The sequence below is a fragment of the Enterococcus sp. DIV0421 genome, assembly GCF_051713745.1.
Lineage (GTDB): Bacteria > Bacillota > Bacilli > Lactobacillales > Enterococcaceae > Enterococcus_D > Enterococcus_D casseliflavus.
On the sequence record NZ_JBIOQM010000001.1, the window covers coordinates 551,901 to 567,768 of the forward strand.

A 15,868-nucleotide genomic window follows, 5' to 3' on the forward strand; every position below is an offset into this window, starting at 1 on the left:
CTCCTACTTAAATTGGATATATAGCGAACCATCACAGTCCGTTTTTAGAGTTCATTCGAATAATTTGTTCACTGTTACCAATTCTACCATATAATGGCGCTTTTTAGAAACAAGTTAATGAAAAAAACTCTTGAATTTTTCCTAAGAATCACTATCAGCTGTTTGATTTTCGTCTGCATCGTCTTCTTGTGTATTTGAAATTGGGTAAGTAAAGATTCCAACTTCCATATCCACAATACTGTCCTCGGTCAAATCTTTGGCAATTTGCGGATAATACTGCATTTGACTCACCATATTCGAAATGTTGACGATCACTTGATTGCCATCATTCATAAAGAGAGTCAGCAGCTCATCATTGCTGTCACGGGGGGTGTATTTGATTTGAGAAACGCCATCGCGAATTTCTGAACTTAATTCTTGATAGGCACTAAGTGTTGCTTTGATTTTATCTTCAGCCGAAAAATTTTCTAAAACCGGCAATCCTTCCACTGGCTGCTCACTGATTTCATCTAACACAACGCCATTTTCTAAAACCGGCGCATAGCCACCATCTTGGGCTAGTAAAGCAACTTCTTGAAATTCAGTGACAGTGATATCGAAGCGATTGATACCAGATAGAGAAATTGAGGCATTTTTTATACGTGGCAATTCTTTTTTGATGGCAGACACGCTTTGATTACGTTCGAAAAATTGCGGCCACATCTCTTCATTGACGGTTAGGTCCGAATTTTCGAGAATTGCTTCTGCGGATACTTCATGATTGCCTTTGACGACCACATTCGCCAAACGACTAAGGGGCGAAACGAAATACAAAACAATCAATAGAGGAATCATCAACAATCCAATAATCAAGGCTAAACGGCGAATCAACACTTGGTTGCGGTACGCCTTTAGGTTAGGCAGCCGATCAGCAAAGGAGCGGGCCTTATTTTCTGGCTCTGGCAATGCTTCCTTCTCATCAACTAACTCTTCCATTGCTTCATCTGCTTCAAAAAACGCTTCTTCTTGCTCGTCTTCATGGTCTTTGGACGTATCTTCTGTTTCTTCAGGAGCAGGAGAAGACCAAGCTGGCTGATTGCCTTTTTCTTGCAAATACTTTAGATTTTCTTTTTGCCAAGGGGTCAACTCTTCCGTTGACGAGGGGGTTTGATCATCATGAGGTGTTTTGTCTTTACTAATGATAATCGCTCCTTTCTATCCCACACATTGTACTATTTGATTACCTCTTGCACAAGTCGAAATAATCGTTCTGAGGCATCGCTGATCCCTTGTTCTTTTGAGGCTTTTGCCATCTTACTACGAAGGGCTTCATCTTGCATGATACTGTCTACTGCTTCCACGAGGTTTTGACTGTTTAGTTCATGATCGGCAATCATTTTGACTGCTCCTGCATTGGCTAAACTTTGGGCGTTCTTCGTTTGGTGGTCATTGGTCACATAAGGACTAGGAATCAAAATCGCTGGAATCCCTAATGCAGTGAATTCTGCGATCGATGTGGCTCCTGCTCGTCCAATCAACAAATCACTATTTGCCATCACTTCCGCCATCTGATCAATGTAAGGGCGAATACTGATATTAGGAAAGGCATCTTTTGACATGCCGATTTTTTCTTCGATCTCTTTGTAATACCGTTCACCTGACGCATAGAGAAGCTGATACTCTTTTTGAGCAAACAGCGGCAGCGCATCAATGATCGCTTGATTGATTTTCAGTGCTCCTTGACTCCCACCAAAAACCAAGACCGTCTTTTTCGCCGGATTTAAATCGTAGGAAGACAAGATCGCTGACTTTTGACTGTTGCGTACTTCTTGACCTCTGGGATTCCCCACCAGCACCGTTTTCTTCGCTGGAAAGTACTGGGACGCATCGTGAAAGGCAATGGCGATTTTGTCCACATATTTGGTTAGAAATTTATTCGTGATCCCGGGAACACTATTTTGTTCATGAATAATTGTAGGAATTTTCAACTTCGCTGCAGCAAAGACCACCGCGCCAGAAACGTAGCCGCCGGTGCCGATCACCACATCCGGTTGAAACTCCTTGATGATTTTTTTGGCTGCGTAATAACTTTTCATGAAAAGTTGGATCGTTTTTACATTATCGAAGGACAACTTACGCTTAAAGCCTTGGATTTCTAATGTTTTAAAAGGAATACCTGTTGGAGGGACGATTTTATTTTCCAAGCCCCTTGTTGCACCAATGTATAAAAATTCGGCTGTCGGGTCAATCTCTTTTACATAATCGACAAAAGACAACGCTGGATAAATATGTCCGCCAGTACCGCCGCCAGTCACAAGTATTTTCATATCCGTCACTCATTTCTATTTAAGTTCTGCTACTGCCGCCATAAATTTGTCGCCGCGAACTTCAAAATTAGGGTATTGATCCCAACTTGCATTCGCAGGTGACAATAAAATAGTATCTCCAGCAGCACTTAAAGAAAAGGCTAATGGGACGGCTGTTTCAACATTGTCTGTCATTTCAATTGTTTTTACCCCTGCTGCTTGAGCAGCAACGGCTAATTTTTCCTTTGTTTCACCAAACAACACGATGGCTTTTAGCCCTTTTAGTGCGGGAACTAAGTCATCAAAGCTGTTCCCCCGATCCAGACCACCTGCCAATAAAATCAGTTTCTCATTGTCAAAGCCGCCTAATGCCATTTCTGTGGCTAGAATGTTTGTTGCTTTGGAGTCATTGAAAAATTTCACCTGATTGATGGTGGTGACATACTGAGTCCGATGGGGCACGCCTGTAAAGGTTTGTAACGCTTGCTTAATGGCTTCGTTTGGCATATCGCAAAGTTTACCGACAGCAATCGCTGCTAATGCATTTTCAATATTATGATCTCCTGGCACGCCAAGTTCATCAGCTGCCATAATCACTTCTTCTTTATAATAGAGGATACCGTCAAGCATGTACGCGCCTGCTACTTTTTCCTTGGTGGAAAAAGGAATGATTTGCGCTTTTGATTTTGCCGACAGTGCTTCTAGTTCTGGCTGGTTCCAGTTGATCACCAAATAATCATCTGCAGTCATTCGCTGTTGCAACCGCCACTTTGCTAGGACATACTCTGGACGACTGCCATGGTAATCGATATGGGCTTCATAAATATTGGTGATCACGGCAATTTTTGGTCGCAAAGTATCGATCCCCATCAATTGGAAGCTAGACAATTCCATGACTAATCGGTCTTCCGCTTTGGCCGTTTGAGCAACGGAACTTGCAGGAAACCCAATGTTCCCAGAAAGCAGTGCCTGCCCTTTTTGCATCCCTGCGTTTAAGACATTGGCGATCATGGTCGTTGTGGTGGTTTTTCCGTTCGTACCAGTAATGCCGATAATCGGAGCCTCAGAGATTTGATACGCTAGCTCCACTTCCGTGATTACAGGAATTTTTTTCTCTAAAGCTTTTTGAACAAGGGGCTGTGAATAAGGGATTCCGGGATTTTTCACAACTAACGAAAAGCCTTCATCCAATAATTCGATTGGGTGGCTGCCAGTGATCACTTTGACCCCTAACGCCAAAAGATCTTGTGCTTCGGGATTTTCAGCAAATGGCTTGCCGTCATTAACGGTCACAAGTGCGCCCAAATCATGTAACAATTTGGCCGCACTGAATCCACTACGCGCTAATCCTAGCACAAGAACTTTTTTATTTTGATATGTTTTAATTTTTTTCATTTTCTTCATCTCCTACCATACAAGGGCTATTGTGAGCAACGAGCAACCTAACGCAATACACCAAAAAACAGTGTCGATCTTCCACTCAGACCATCCGCTCATTTCAAAATGATGGTGGATGGGTGACATCTTGAAGATTCGTTTGCCCGTTAATTTGAATGAGGCAACTTGCAGCATCACGCTTGCTGTTTCACAAACATAGACCAGTCCGACAAGCAAGAGGGTCCATTCTTGGTGTAAAAGAATCGAAATTGCTGCCAGCAGACCGCCTAAAGCCAGCGAGCCGACATCCCCCATAAAAATTTTAGCCGGTTTGCGATTGTACGGAAAGAAGCCGATCAATCCGCCAATGATTGCTAGACAAACGATCAATACATCAATTTGATCTTGCCGCCAAGCAATCAGTGCGTAAGTTGAAAAAGAAATCGTGCCCAGTCCTGCGACCAGACCATCGATACCGTCGGTCAAGTTGACTGCATTTGAAAAACCGACCAGCCAAAAGATGACGAACACTCCGTAAAAGATCGACAGTGGCACATCGATCCCAAAGAAATTTAACACGTCTGCATTGCCTTCCGCTCGAAAAACAAAGTAAAAGACGAGTCCGCCTAAAATTTGTCCAATCAATTTTTGCAGCGAGTTTAAGCCCATATTTCTTTTGCGGAAAATCTTGATGAAATCGTCAAGAAATCCTAATGCACCATAAACCAAGGTAATGAACAAAAGAATGAACAATGAAGCAGTCAGTTGATTTTGCCATGCCCCTACCCAAATTGCAGTGATCATTGCAGAAATCAAAAATACAAACCCACCCATCGTTGGTGTACCAGCCTTTACGTTATGCCATTTAGGGCCGTCACCACGTATTTCCTGTCCGTATTTCTTCATTTGAAAATAGCCGATAAACAAAGGCATTGCGGCTGTTACGATCGCAAAGCCGCTTGCCAAAGGTAATATCATCTCTGTCCATTCCATATCGTTCTCTCCTATTATTCTATTCGTTTTCGCTTAGTGTAAACTTGATCGATTGTCCCGATAACTCAGTATAAGGCTCCACGCTCTGTTTGGTACAATAGCCGTCCCCTTCAAAACTGACGTCCACATTCAACAGACTGCCAAATTTGATCAAATCTGCTTTGGACCAGGAGGTCGTATCAGGCATGTAATACTTGTCGCTATCCGTAATCAGCAGTACCCGTCCGCCAGGCATGATCGAAGTGCCGCTGTCAACGGACTGTGCGATGACCTTCTCGCCATCACCGATGACAACAGGGGTCAACCCAGCTTTTTGAACGTCAGTTGCCGCTGATTCTGTATCAAGATTACGATAATCCCCTACAGTCGTTTCACTACCAGAGGTTGAACTATCTTCTAATGCAGAATTTTTTAGATCCATGACTCGTTTCATCAATGGATTGGCAATTTCACCCAACACGGTGCTTTCGTGCTTCTCTGGTAATTTGATCGTCAAATACAAAATATATTCAGGTTCTTCTGAAGGAAACATCAAAACAACAGAATACAGATAATTGGTACCACCAGACAAATACTTACCGGTCGTTGGATCGGCTACTTGGGCTGTCCCCGTTTTTGCGGAAATATTGTAGCCCGGTAGTTCATAGACACCATAAGCACTTCCGTAATTTTCACTTTCGACAACATCACGCATATATTCCCGTACTTTTGTTGCCGCTTCTTCTGTGATGGGATGGCCAACTTCTTCTGGTTGTGTGACCGTTTCTTCTCCTGTATTGCCATCAACGATTTTACTAATAAATTGTGGTTTCAACATCGTTCCGTTATTTGCCACCGACGTAAAGGCCTGCATCATTTGGAAATTCGTCACACCAATCGCTTGACCAAATGACGTCATCGCTTGGCTGACAGGGTTATCCTCTGGTGTGATCCCAGTATTTTCGTTAGGCAATCCTGAATAGGTACTGCGACCAAAACCAAATTCTTTTAAGTATTGTTGCCAACGATCTGCCATTCGCTGTTCCAAGGTCACCATTCCAATATTACTCGACCATGAAAGTGCTTGGCGCATCGTCAGTGTTCCTTTTTGACCGAAGTCCCAGTCGTTGATGGTTGCATCATAAAGTTTCATTCCATCAGGGCTTGGGGTAAAAGTTTCGTTTTCATTAAAGATCCCTTGATCGATCGCTGCTGCCGTCGTCAAGATCTTCATGGTTGATCCTGGCTCGTAGTTGTCCTCAACTAATAGGTTTTGCCAATCATTGATGGAATCCAAATTTTCTGGATTATAGGTTGGTCGTTGCGCCATCGCCACGATCTCACCCGTTTTTGCATCCATTAAGTTCGCTGTTAAGTTTTCTGGTTTATTTTCTTTAAAGACACTGTCCATCAGCGTTTCCAAGTAGCTTTGGATTCGACTATCAATGGTCGTATAGACATCTTTTCCATCCACCGCTGCAACAGTTTCGGCTACGGTTCCTGGCAACGGATTTTGATTGTTGTCTTTTTGATAAACGATCTCGCCATCAGTCCCAGAAAGCACGTCATTGTACGCAGCTTCTAGCCCGGTTTTCCCAACTAGACCAGTATCGTCATCATTGGCAACAGCATACCCGATAAAGTGAGAAGAAAAGACACCATTCGGATAAAGTCGAGCTGGATGGCTGTCAAAATGAAAGCCAGCAATCCCTTCTTTTTCCATTGCATCTTCAATCGCATTCTTTTGTTCTAATGTAATATTGTTTCCTTTGCTTCCAAAAGAAACACGCCATAATTGTTGTTCAAGCCCTTCTTCTAATGTATTGACTGCTGTTTCTTGGTCGATAGACAATACATCCGACAAGATTTTGCCCAATTTATTGAAGTTTGCTTTTTCTGCAAAAAGATTCTTTTTGCCATCTTTGTAATTTTGGTTCAAAACAGCGTAAATTGAATAGGAAGTCACATCTTCAGCAATTGGAATCCCATTGCGGTCATAGATCGTTCCACGTTTCGCTTTGATGACTTCACTGCCTTCATAAAGATTTTTCGTTTTTTCAGCTAAGGAAGTCCCAGCGACATCTCCGACAATGACGATGTAGCTCAAACGCGTGACAAACAAAAAGAACAATCCAATACTCGTAGCAAAGAGAATAATACCTACTTTTTTGCGATTGTTCGTTGTAGTTTGATTGTTCTTTTTTAAGTATTGCTTGAATTTATCTGTTAACTTCATTTAGTCCACTTTCCTTAAATTGCCGTCATCGATCGACAATCCATTATCCTCAGCAATCTTTTGGATGCGCTCGGTTTTAGAAAGTTCATTTTTCTCTTGTTCCAACTGTTCTGCTTGTGTTGTTTTTTCATTGATATCCGATTGGATCAAAGAAATATCGTGTTCGACTTGACTGATATTGGTTCGAATATTGATGGTCAAGATCGCCAACGTCAATACAGAGATGATCACAAAGGCAGCGATCAGTTTTTCCAGAGTAGAAATGCTTTTTAACCGACGAGCCGGAGATGCTGGTACGCGGATGACCTCAGGACGCTGGGGATCAGTAGGCAGTTTTTCAGTTGTCGGTTCAGAGTGTTCCATAGGTTGTGATTCAAGTGGTTCTCTGAATTCATAGTCATGAACTTTTAGTTCTGCCATAGTTGTTACCCTTCGCTTTCCTTGATTTTTTCCGCGATTCGCAGTTTCGCACTACGAGAACGATTATTTTCAGCTACTTCTTCCTCAGTTGGAAGTAGTGGTTTTCTTGTTATAAGTTTAAGTGTTGGTTGGAATTCTTCTGGTATCATCGGCAAACCTGGCGGCATATCCTTCGGTGTGCTGTATTCCTTGAACATCGATTTCACGATGCGATCTTCTAAAGAGTGAAACGTGATGACACTCACACGTCCGTTGACTGCTAAAAGATGAATCGCTTGTTCAAGTGATTCTTCAATCACACCTAGCTCATCATTGACTGCAATGCGAATGGCTTGGAAAACCCGTTTTGCAGGGTGTCCGCCTTTTCTTCTTGCTGGCGCAGGAATGGCTGTTTTGATGATATCGACCAACTCACCCGTTGTTTCGATTGGATGATCTTGTCGCACCCGCTCGATTTCACGAGCGATTTGTTTCGAGAATTTTTCTTCTCCATAACGGAAGAAGATTTTGACTAATTGGTGGTAGTCGAATTGATTGACTACTTCATAGGCAGTCAATGCTGCAGTTTGATCCATCCGCATATCCAGCGGTGCATCTTGGTGGTAGCTAAAGCCGCGTTCGGCTTCATCTAATTGGGGTGAGGAAACACCTAAATCGTACAAAATCCCATCGACTCGGCTCACACCGTGTTGATGCAATGCTTCCTTTAAATAGCGGAAATTACTTTTAATGAACGTAACCATTCCTTTAGCAACATATGGTGCTAAACGTTCTTTCGCATGATCGATAGCAGTTTGGTCTTGATCAAAAGCAAAGAGATGTCCCTCTTCAGACAGTTGCGACAATAAATATTCACTATGACCGGCTCCACCTAATGTACAATCGACATAGACGCCTTCTGGACGAATCTTTAACCCATCAACGGTCTCCTGTAGCATAACGGTGTAGTGTTGAAAATCTGCCATGTGTTTTTTCCTCTTCCTATCAAGCCTATAAGCCAAAATCAATCATTGTTTCAGCAATTTCATCAAAGTTTTCTTCTGCTTCTTCAGAGAATGCTTGCCAGCGCGTTTCATCCCAAATCTCGATTCGGTTTGAAACGCCGATGATCACACAGCTTTTGGTAAGGTCTGCATGATTTCTCAATGTAACTGGGATATTGATTCGTCCTTGTTTATCGATTTCGCACTCTGTTGCAGCAGAATAAAAGAAGCGGACAAATGTCCGAGCGTCCTTTTTCGCTAAAGGCATTTCGTTTAGTTTTTCTTCAAGTTTTTCCCATTCAGATAAGGGGTAGCCAAATAAACAGCCATCTAATCCACGTGTCACAACAAATTTTTCTCCGAGTTTTTCTCGTAGTTTTGAAGGGACGATTAGTCGGCCTTTTGCATCTATCGAATGTTGAAATTCACCCATAAACATCGATAAATAACCCCCGATCTCCACCTGATATTCACAGTCTACCACAATCCCCCACTTTCTACCACAAATTATATGAAATTTGAAAGGGAAGTTGTTTGACTTTTCTTTACCAAATGAGGAAAAAGAGGAAAACCGACTACTTAAAGTTTTTAAAAAAACTTTAAGTGAAAAAATGGGCGTTTATCAAGAGTCAAAACACTATAAGTAACTAACAATATTTAGAATGATCAAAACGACATGAAAAATGATCGTAAATAGAAAAATACTACGCCAATACATCTTTAAATAGCGACCATATTGGATCTCCTCATAGTAATATGCCTGAAAAACTGCCAGCAGAATCCCTAATAAAAAAATGGAGATCAAATAGTACAATGTGATCGCTTGATCAAAAGTATACTTTGATAATTGATGAATCCCGACCATCAAAAACGGTACCGCTAAATCTGGTGCCTTCACATGGTAACGATCATTCAAGGACAACGCAGAAACAATAAACCGACAGGCGAAATAGACGAGCACAGGAAAGATATACCAAAACAAAACGATTGGATTAAATCCAGACATACAGCAAAATCCTTTCTAACAACTAGTGTCACTATACTTTATTTTCTTTACATCCGTGTTTCAGTTCTTTTAAAAATCTGAGCTGGAATAAGACAGCCTTGAAATTTTTTAAGGAGCCTCTTTGTTCATCAGCTGACTTTTGAAAGTCTTGAAGAATGCATTTCTTTACCTATTAAAACAGAAGGGCGTATCTTCAACAAGTCTATCTTGCCATTCTAGTGATTTTTTTTGTCCTGAAATTGAAAATTTCTTAATTTCTCCTTGGTTCAACTTGAGTTCTTGTGTATTTGAGGGTAAACTGTCACTAGAATAACTCTAAAAGGTGGATTAGAATGAACGAGAAAAAACCAAAAAGTACCTTTGCAAAAATCACGCAAGTCGTGATCTGGACCATGCTTATTCTCACTGTTGGCTCGATTTTCTTAGCAGCATACACAAGTATTATGGGTTAATCCTATTAAAAAAGTGCCCTTTTCCAAAATGATGGCTTTGTAGTGACCCCAAAAAGTTAGACTTTTATGGAGTGGAGAAATCCACTCCTTTTTTGTACGATAAAATTAACTGTTAAACAGCTGTTTTTACAGCTTCTCGAAACTGAACTGGACTTCGCCAATTTAATTTCTTTTTGATGCGTTTATGGTTGTAATAATAGATATATTGGTCAATTTTTGTTTTCAATTCATCTAAACTCCGATAGACTTCTCCATGAAAAATCTCTTGCTTTAATAAACCAAAGAAGTTTTCCATAGGTGAGTTATCTAAACAATTCCCTTTACGAGACATACTCTGGAAGATTTTATGCTGCTTCAATTTATTCTTATAAGCATTCATTTGATAGGCCCATCCTTGATCTGAATGGAAGGTTCTACGAAATGGACAATCATTTGTCATCTGGATTGCTTCTTCTAATCCTTCCATTATGGCTAGTGCGTTTGGTTTTTCAGAAATCCGATAAGATAGAATTTCACTATTGTAGAAATCCATGAAAGGATCTAAATACAGCTTTTTCTGACGAACGACACCTGTGGTGTCTACTTCATAATACTTAAACTCTGTGGTATCAGTTGTAATTTTTTGGTGACAGATATTTGTATAAAACCGACGATGAATACGATTTTTGGCGACAGTGCCAACCTTCCCACGATAAGAATTGTACCGTCGAGATTTTCGAGTGTAAGACTTTACTTCGATACCTAGTTTTTTTATCAGACGTTGAATCTTCTTTTTATTGACATGAATCCCTTGATTCTCTAATTCTTTTTTTAGTCGCAGACAGCCATAGTCTTTATGCTCCTTGCGAATTTCAATCATTTTTTCTTCAATTTCTTGGTCTGGGTTTGGTCTGTCAAACCGTTTCTGCCAATACATATAGGTTGCTTTAGGAAATTTCAATGTTTCAAGAAGCTCAACTAGTTTGAATGATCCTCGGAGGCTGGCGATGATTCGTGCGATTGATTCTTGCGTCTTTGCTGGGCTTCCTGTTTTCGCAGCTTCCTCAACTCTTTTAAAAAGGCATTCTCAATTTGAAGGGATCGGACTTGCTTTTCTAATGCCTTGATACGATCGCGTTCTTCAGTTGTTGTATTTTCTTTTTTGTTCTCTTTTTTTCTAGCCAAAGTAAGTGGTCGTCCTTTCTCTTTTGAGATCCCCTCAATACCTGCTTCTCTGAAATTACGCATCCAATTGGCAATAAGCGCAGGGTTGTTCATTTCTAAAGTGCTGGCAACTTCTCGATAGGACATCTCACTTGTTTGATATAACTCTATCGCATTTAACTTAAATTGAACAGAATATTTCTGATTTTGATGCTTTCTCAATAGACCTTCCTCTCCGTATTCACGATAGGCATTCACCCAATCACTTACTTGAGACTTGCTTGAAATACCGTATTTATTGGCAAGATGCCGATATCCACCCACACCACTAAGATATTCTTTAACGATTTTTAGTTTTAATTCAAAAGGATATTTTGCCATACAAATAGCGACCCCCAAAAGTTAGATTTTTGGTCTAACTTTTGGGGGTCGCTTCACTTCCATCTTTTGGAAAAGGGCACTTTTTTTACAGCAAGGGTGACACAAGGCGTGCCAACCCTTCTTTGATTTTGATCGTCAGCTTTCTTTGCTGATACGCTTCGATCGTTAAGTGCTTAGAATCGATCGAATCCGCCAGAAACGCTTCCTTCGTTTGCGTTGCGAGTTGTGCATCATAGATGATCGTATTGACCTCAAAGTCTAAACGAAACGAACGAACATCGATATTTGCTGAACCAATCGAAACGAGCCCACTGTCAATGATCATCGTTTTTGCATGCATAAACCCTTTCTCATAAGTTTCGATGACTGCCCCAAAATGCAGCAGCTCAGCCGCAAAGGAATAGGTCGCCCAATATACCAAGGGATGATCCGGTTTGTTCGGGATTTGTATATGGACTTTCACCCCAGAAAGCAGTGCCAACTTCAAGGCATTGTGAATGGCTTCATCCGGAATATAATAAGGTGTTTGGATTAAGATTTCCTTTTTGGCTAAGTTGATCATTTTCAGATAGGTCATTTTGATTTCTTCATGTTCCGTATCAGGACCACTCGTGATGACTTGGGCTGCAACTGTCCCGACTTGTTTGATTTCAGGAAACAAGGAAGGATCATATTTGATCTCCAACGCATGTTGTGAATTCCAATCCATCAAAAACCGATTTTGCAGCGAATAGACAGCTGAACCGGCAATTCGCAAGTGATTGTCTCGCCAATAACCGAATTTTTCCACTTGCCCTAGATATTCATCTCCCACATTAAAACCGCCTGTATAGCCAATTTCTCCATCGATCACCACGATTTTCCGATGATTTCGATAATTGATTCGCGGATTGACATAAGGAACGAATAAAGGAAAGAAGAAGGCAATTTGACCGCCATGTAGACGCAACTCATCAAAAAACTTCAATGATACTTGGGTGCTGCCCCAAGCATCTAATAAGACTCTTACTTTTACGCCTCGCTTCGCCGCGCGCACCAGTGCCTCTTTGACTTCATTTCCCAATGTATCACTGCGATAAATGTAATATTCCATATGAATGTGATTTTTTGCCTGTTCGATATCCGCGATCAAGGCATCAAATTTCTGCCGTCCGTCGGTATAAAGCGTCATACTATTCGCTGTCGTATACAGGGATTGCCCAAAGACTGTCAACAGGTAGACCAGCTGCTGCACTTCTACCTGCGCGGTCGGCGGATGCGGAAACAGCTGACGAGCGAGGGCTTGTTTTTGTTCTTCTAATTCAACATTCAGCCCCACCTTTGCCTGTGAGCGCATATCAAAGATCTTTTCCTTAGAGATCCCTCTACCAAAGAAAAAGTAAAGCACAAAGCCAACGATTGGAATGAACATCAAGACCAAAAGCCAGGCCCACGTTTGAGCAGTCTGCCGCCTTTCTCTGAAAATGATAATGATTGATAACAAAATATTGACTATAAATAAAATGGTTACCAAATTATCCATTACAACCATTTCTCCACCTCTTCCCCGATTTCCCGCTACTAAAGCATATCAAAAAATAGTACCTAAAGTAAAGAAACACTGTGATGAAACAAAAAAAGCCGATCTTGACGATCGACTTTAAGAAAACATCGGTTTAGAATTTTAAGAAACGGCGCATTGATAACACGGAACCAAGTGAACCGATCACGATCCCAATCAGTGCCATCACACCGCAAACTTGTAATAGAAACATATTTGGTGCAATTAAACTGTAATTTGAACGCAGTAAGGATGGATTGACCATTGCATAAACTTGGTGGTAGCCGAAGTACATTAATGCAATCGGAACGATCGAACCTAAGAGTCCGATCCAGCCGCCTTCAAGGAAGAATGGCCAACGAATGTAGCCGTTTTTCGCCCCCACCAGACGCATGATCTGAATTTCTCTTTGACGAGACAAAATCGTGATCCGAATCGTATTAGAGATCAGGAACATTGCCACAAAAATCAATAAGACAGCAGCAGCTAAGCCCCAAGTCCGCACAGCAGCAGACAATTCAAAGATTCGGTCAGAAGAATCTCCGCCATAATCGGCTTTGAAAACATTTGGCAATTCGCCAGCTTGCTCAGCGATCTCTGTCGTATACTCTGGATCTGTTGCACTGACGACAAACACGTTATACAGCGGATTGCTGTCGCCTTCGAACAAGTTCCATGAATCCCCCATTGCATCTTGGATCTTCTGCAATTCTTCGTCTCGGCTAGAAAATTTCACTTCTGAAACGTTCGGCAGATCATTTAAGGACTGTTCCAAAGCATCCATGTCTTCTTGTTCCGTACCAATATCAACGAAAACCGAAACGTCCACATTCTCGCGAATGTCTTCGGCTAGTTTTGTTGCATTTAAGATTACACCTAGAAAAATACCGACTAATGTCAGTGTGATCGTTACCGCACTCAATGACGCAATAGTCATCCAGCCGTTACGCTTTAAACTTTTGATACTCTCCAGGAGATGACGGAAAAATGTTCTAATCATCGTAACCATATTCTCCTTCCGCTTGGTCGCGAATAATGCGGCCATTTTCAATCGCGATCACGCGATGACGAATCGTATTTACGATCGTACTATTATGGGTCGCCATAACGACCGTTGTTCCTTGGGCATTGATCCGATCAAGCAGCTTCATGATTTCCCATGAGTTTTCAGGATCTAGATTCCCCGTTGGTTCATCCGCAATCAATACTTTCGGCGTATTTACGATGGCACGAGCGATCGACACCCGCTGTTGTTCCCCACCGGAAAGCTCACTTGGAAATACCCGCACCTTATGTTTCAGGCCGACCAAGTCTAACACTTCCATCACCCGTTTTTTGATATCACGAGGTTTGCGGCCGATAACTTGCATTGCATAAGCAACATTTTCAAAGACCGTTTTCCGTGGTAAAAGTTTATAATCCTGAAAGACCACGCCGATTTCCCGACGCATCAATGGGATCTCGCGGTTTTTCATGCCGACCAAATCATATCCTGCGACATTCAAAACGCCTTTAGTTGCTTTTTCTTCCCGATACATCAATTTGATAAAGGTTGATTTACCGGCACCCGATGGGCCCACGACATAAACAAACTCTCCTTGATCAATTGAAATCGAAAGGTTACGGATAGCAGTCGTACCATTAGAGTACTTTTTCATTATATCTTTCATTTCTATCATACAGCTATCTCTCCATCTCAAATTTTCATTCTGGCTTATTATAGCATGAATATATTTCACCTTGCTTGCAACAGATTACAATTATGTTTCAATCTGTTTAAGTCACACAGGGTTATTTTTGATTCAGTTTCAGCTTCAAATACGCATCGATAAAGCCATCCAAATCGCCATCCATGACTGCCTGTACATTCCCAGTTTCGAAATTCGTTCGGTGATCTTTGACCATCGAATAGGGATGGAAGACATAAGAACGGATTTGCGAGCCCCAACCAATTTCTAACTGCTCGCCTCGCAAAGCTGCTGCCTCTTGCTCTTTCTTTTCCACTTCTAATTGATACAGCTTGGCTTTCAACATCCCCATCGCTTGCTCACGGTTTTTCAATTGTGAGCGCTGGGCTTGGCTAGCAACGACCGTTCCTGTCGGAATATGGGTGATCCGCACAGCAGATTCGGTTTTGTTGATGTGCTGTCCACCCGCACCACTTGCGCGGTACGTATCGATTTTCAAATCATCTGAGTTGATTTCCACATCGATCGCCCCATCTAATTCTGGCATCACATCCACCGAGCAAAATGACGTGTGCCGTCTCTTGGCTGAATCAAAAGGTGAGATCCGAACTAAACGATGAACGCCTTTTTCCGATTTCAAATACCCATAGGCGTTGTGGCCTTTTACAAGTAAAGTGACACTTTTGATCCCCGCTTCATCACCAGCTTGATAGTCGAGGGTCTCTACTTGATACCCGTGTTGTTCGCAAAAACGAGTATACATCCGTAACAGCATGCTGCCCCAGTCTTGTGATTCGGTACCGCCTGCACCAGGATGAAGCTCGATGATGGCGTTATTTCGATCATAGGGTTCATCTAACAGCATCGACAATTCATAAGACGCCATTTTCTCGTTTAGCTTCGTGATCCGTGCTTCAAGTTCTGCTTCCATTTCTGGGTCTGCTTCTTCTTGAATCATTTCCAACATCACTTCCAGCTCTTCCAATTCTTCTGCTAACTGATTGAACTGATCGTAGGTCTCTTTGTTGGCATTGTTTGCGTTAATGACTTGTTGAGCTTTTTCTGAGTCATCCCAAAAGGTGGGATCTGCCATTTGGTGTTCCGCTTCCGCAATGTCCTCTTCTAACTGATCTAAGTCAAAGAGACCCCCTAAAACTGATTATTTTTTCATTCATCTGGGTCAATTGATTCCGAATATCTGCGATTTCCATTAAAATTCCTTCTTTCTTTTTTTCTTACAAACGAAAGTAGACTGGACAAAAACGTCTGCCAGCCTACTCTCAACTTTTTCAAAACGTGTTACATATTTTTCCCGTGGCAATTCTTGAATTTTTTCCCGCTGCCGCATGGACAAGGATCGTTACGACCAACGTTTTTGAAACTTG

General features: G+C 41.7%; 16 protein-coding genes and 1 pseudogene. 1 reads left to right on the forward strand and 16 read right to left on the reverse strand.

The window, feature by feature from the left end; translation table 11 throughout:
• Positions 1-141: 141 nt before the first annotated feature.
• From IGI96_RS02615 to IGI96_RS02655, 9 genes are all read right to left on the reverse strand, one after another.
• Positions 142-1,125: a cell division protein FtsQ/DivIB gene (locus IGI96_RS02615; RefSeq protein WP_086337988.1), complete on the reverse strand. Its 984-nt coding sequence runs from the start codon at positions 1,123-1,125 to the stop codon at positions 142-144.
• An 86-nt stretch (positions 1,126-1,211) separates the two neighbouring features.
• A complete protein-coding gene (murG, locus tag IGI96_RS02620) occupies positions 1,212-2,306 on the reverse strand; it encodes an undecaprenyldiphospho-muramoylpentapeptide beta-N-acetylglucosaminyltransferase (protein WP_010749767.1) in 1,095 nt (364 codons plus the stop codon).
• A 15-nt stretch (positions 2,307-2,321) separates the two neighbouring features.
• Complete coding sequence (murD, locus tag IGI96_RS02625) at positions 2,322-3,680, reverse strand: UDP-N-acetylmuramoyl-L-alanine--D-glutamate ligase (RefSeq protein ID WP_086337987.1); 1,359 nt, start codon at positions 3,678-3,680, stop codon at positions 2,322-2,324.
• 12 nt (positions 3,681-3,692) lie between these two features.
• The gene (mraY, locus tag IGI96_RS02630; protein ID WP_010749769.1) at positions 3,693-4,655 is read right to left on the reverse strand and encodes a phospho-N-acetylmuramoyl-pentapeptide-transferase; all 963 of its coding nucleotides are present in this window, start codon (positions 4,653-4,655) and stop codon (positions 3,693-3,695) included.
• 19 nt (positions 4,656-4,674) lie between these two features.
• Positions 4,675-6,870, reverse strand: a complete 2,196-nt coding sequence (locus IGI96_RS02635; protein WP_074933471.1) for a penicillin-binding transpeptidase domain-containing protein — start codon at positions 6,868-6,870, stop codon at positions 4,675-4,677.
• Complete coding sequence (ftsL, locus tag IGI96_RS02640; protein WP_005228796.1) at positions 6,871-7,290, reverse strand: cell division protein FtsL; 420 nt, start codon at positions 7,288-7,290, stop codon at positions 6,871-6,873.
• A gap of 5 nt (positions 7,291-7,295) precedes the next feature.
• Positions 7,296-8,255 carry a 16S rRNA (cytosine(1402)-N(4))-methyltransferase RsmH gene (rsmH, locus tag IGI96_RS02645; RefSeq protein WP_005228794.1) on the reverse strand — a complete coding sequence of 320 codons (960 nt, stop codon included), beginning with the start codon at positions 8,253-8,255 and terminating at the stop codon, positions 7,296-7,298.
• A gap of 25 nt (positions 8,256-8,280) precedes the next feature.
• The gene (mraZ, locus tag IGI96_RS02650) at positions 8,281-8,712 is read right to left on the reverse strand and encodes a division/cell wall cluster transcriptional repressor MraZ (protein ID WP_005228792.1); all 432 of its coding nucleotides are present in this window, start codon (positions 8,710-8,712) and stop codon (positions 8,281-8,283) included.
• Between the two features lie 198 nt (positions 8,713-8,910).
• Entirely contained in the window at positions 8,911-9,279 is a 369-nt protein-coding gene (locus IGI96_RS02655) for a DUF3397 domain-containing protein (protein WP_005228786.1), read from the reverse strand.
• Between the two features lie 332 nt (positions 9,280-9,611).
• On the opposite strand from IGI96_RS02655, the gene IGI96_RS02660 reads away from it, so the two are divergent.
• Positions 9,612-9,731 carry a DUF4044 domain-containing protein gene (locus tag IGI96_RS02660; protein WP_005237290.1) on the forward strand — a complete coding sequence of 40 codons (120 nt, stop codon included), beginning with the start codon at positions 9,612-9,614 and terminating at the stop codon, positions 9,729-9,731.
• Between the two features lie 112 nt (positions 9,732-9,843).
• Here the strand turns inward: IGI96_RS02660 and IGI96_RS02665 are convergent, their stop codons facing one another.
• The 7 genes and pseudogenes from IGI96_RS02665 to IGI96_RS02695 all read right to left on the reverse strand — a co-directional run.
• Entirely contained in the window at positions 9,844-10,731 is an 888-nt protein-coding gene (locus IGI96_RS02665; protein ID WP_315850476.1) for an IS3 family transposase, read from the reverse strand.
• Positions 10,689-11,255, reverse strand: a complete 567-nt coding sequence (locus IGI96_RS02670; RefSeq protein WP_015509615.1) for a helix-turn-helix domain-containing protein — start codon at positions 11,253-11,255, stop codon at positions 10,689-10,691. Before IGI96_RS02670 ends, IGI96_RS02665 begins: the two co-directional genes overlap by 43 nt.
• An 85-nt stretch (positions 11,256-11,340) precedes the next feature.
• The gene (gene cls, locus IGI96_RS02675; RefSeq protein WP_005228785.1) at positions 11,341-12,786 is read right to left on the reverse strand and encodes a cardiolipin synthase; all 1,446 of its coding nucleotides are present in this window, start codon (positions 12,784-12,786) and stop codon (positions 11,341-11,343) included.
• 124 nt (positions 12,787-12,910) lie between these two features.
• Positions 12,911-13,795, reverse strand: a complete 885-nt coding sequence (gene ftsX / locus IGI96_RS02680) for a permease-like cell division protein FtsX (RefSeq protein ID WP_010749773.1) — start codon at positions 13,793-13,795, stop codon at positions 12,911-12,913.
• On the reverse strand, positions 13,788-14,474 hold the full coding sequence (ftsE, locus tag IGI96_RS02685) for a cell division ATP-binding protein FtsE (protein ID WP_005228783.1): 687 nt from the start codon (positions 14,472-14,474) through the stop codon (positions 13,788-13,790). Before ftsE ends, ftsX begins: the two co-directional genes overlap by 8 nt.
• 112 nt (positions 14,475-14,586) lie before the next feature.
• Positions 14,587-15,694, reverse strand: a protein-coding gene (gene prfB / locus IGI96_RS02690; protein WP_100214389.1) for a peptide chain release factor 2 whose coding sequence is annotated in 2 segments (ribosomal slippage) — positions 14,587-15,621 and positions 15,623-15,694 — 1,107 coding nt in all. Because the reading frame shifts where the segments join, the coding sequence is not laid out codon by codon here.
• A gap of 88 nt (positions 15,695-15,782) precedes the next feature.
• Positions 15,783-15,857, reverse strand: a pseudogene (locus tag IGI96_RS02695) (SEC-C metal-binding domain-containing protein); the annotation flags it as partial.
• Positions 15,858-15,868: the final 11 nt, after the last annotated feature.

What these genes read in the sequence shown, in the direction of transcription:
- murG (WP_010749767.1), bottom strand. Translation starts at nt 2,306, where the DNA reads ATGAAAATACTTGTGACTGGCGGCGGTACTGGCGGACATATTTATCCA.
- murD (WP_086337987.1), bottom strand. Translation starts at nt 3,680, where the DNA reads ATGAAAAAAATTAAAACATATCAAAATAAAAAAGTTCTTGTGCTAGGA.
- mraY (WP_010749769.1), bottom strand. Translation starts at nt 4,655, where the DNA reads ATGGAATGGACAGAGATGATATTACCTTTGGCAAGCGGCTTTGCGATC.
- IGI96_RS02635 (WP_074933471.1), bottom strand. Translation starts at nt 6,870, where the DNA reads ATGAAGTTAACAGATAAATTCAAGCAATACTTAAAAAAGAACAATCAA.
- ftsL (WP_005228796.1), bottom strand. Translation starts at nt 7,290, where the DNA reads ATGGCAGAACTAAAAGTTCATGACTATGAATTCAGAGAACCACTTGAA.
- rsmH (WP_005228794.1), bottom strand. Translation starts at nt 8,255, where the DNA reads ATGGCAGATTTTCAACACTACACCGTTATGCTACAGGAGACCGTTGAT.
- mraZ (WP_005228792.1), bottom strand. Translation starts at nt 8,712, where the DNA reads ATGTTTATGGGTGAATTTCAACATTCGATAGATGCAAAAGGCCGACTA.
- IGI96_RS02655 (WP_005228786.1), bottom strand. Translation starts at nt 9,279, where the DNA reads ATGTCTGGATTTAATCCAATCGTTTTGTTTTGGTATATCTTTCCTGTG.
- IGI96_RS02660 (WP_005237290.1), top strand. Translation starts at nt 9,612, where the DNA reads ATGAACGAGAAAAAACCAAAAAGTACCTTTGCAAAAATCACGCAAGTC.
- IGI96_RS02670 (WP_015509615.1), bottom strand. Translation starts at nt 11,255, where the DNA reads ATGGCAAAATATCCTTTTGAATTAAAACTAAAAATCGTTAAAGAATAT.
- cls (WP_005228785.1), bottom strand. Translation starts at nt 12,786, where the DNA reads ATGGTTGTAATGGATAATTTGGTAACCATTTTATTTATAGTCAATATT.
- ftsX (WP_010749773.1), bottom strand. Translation starts at nt 13,795, where the DNA reads ATGATTAGAACATTTTTCCGTCATCTCCTGGAGAGTATCAAAAGTTTA.
- ftsE (WP_005228783.1), bottom strand. Translation starts at nt 14,474, where the DNA reads ATGATAGAAATGAAAGATATAATGAAAAAGTACTCTAATGGTACGACT.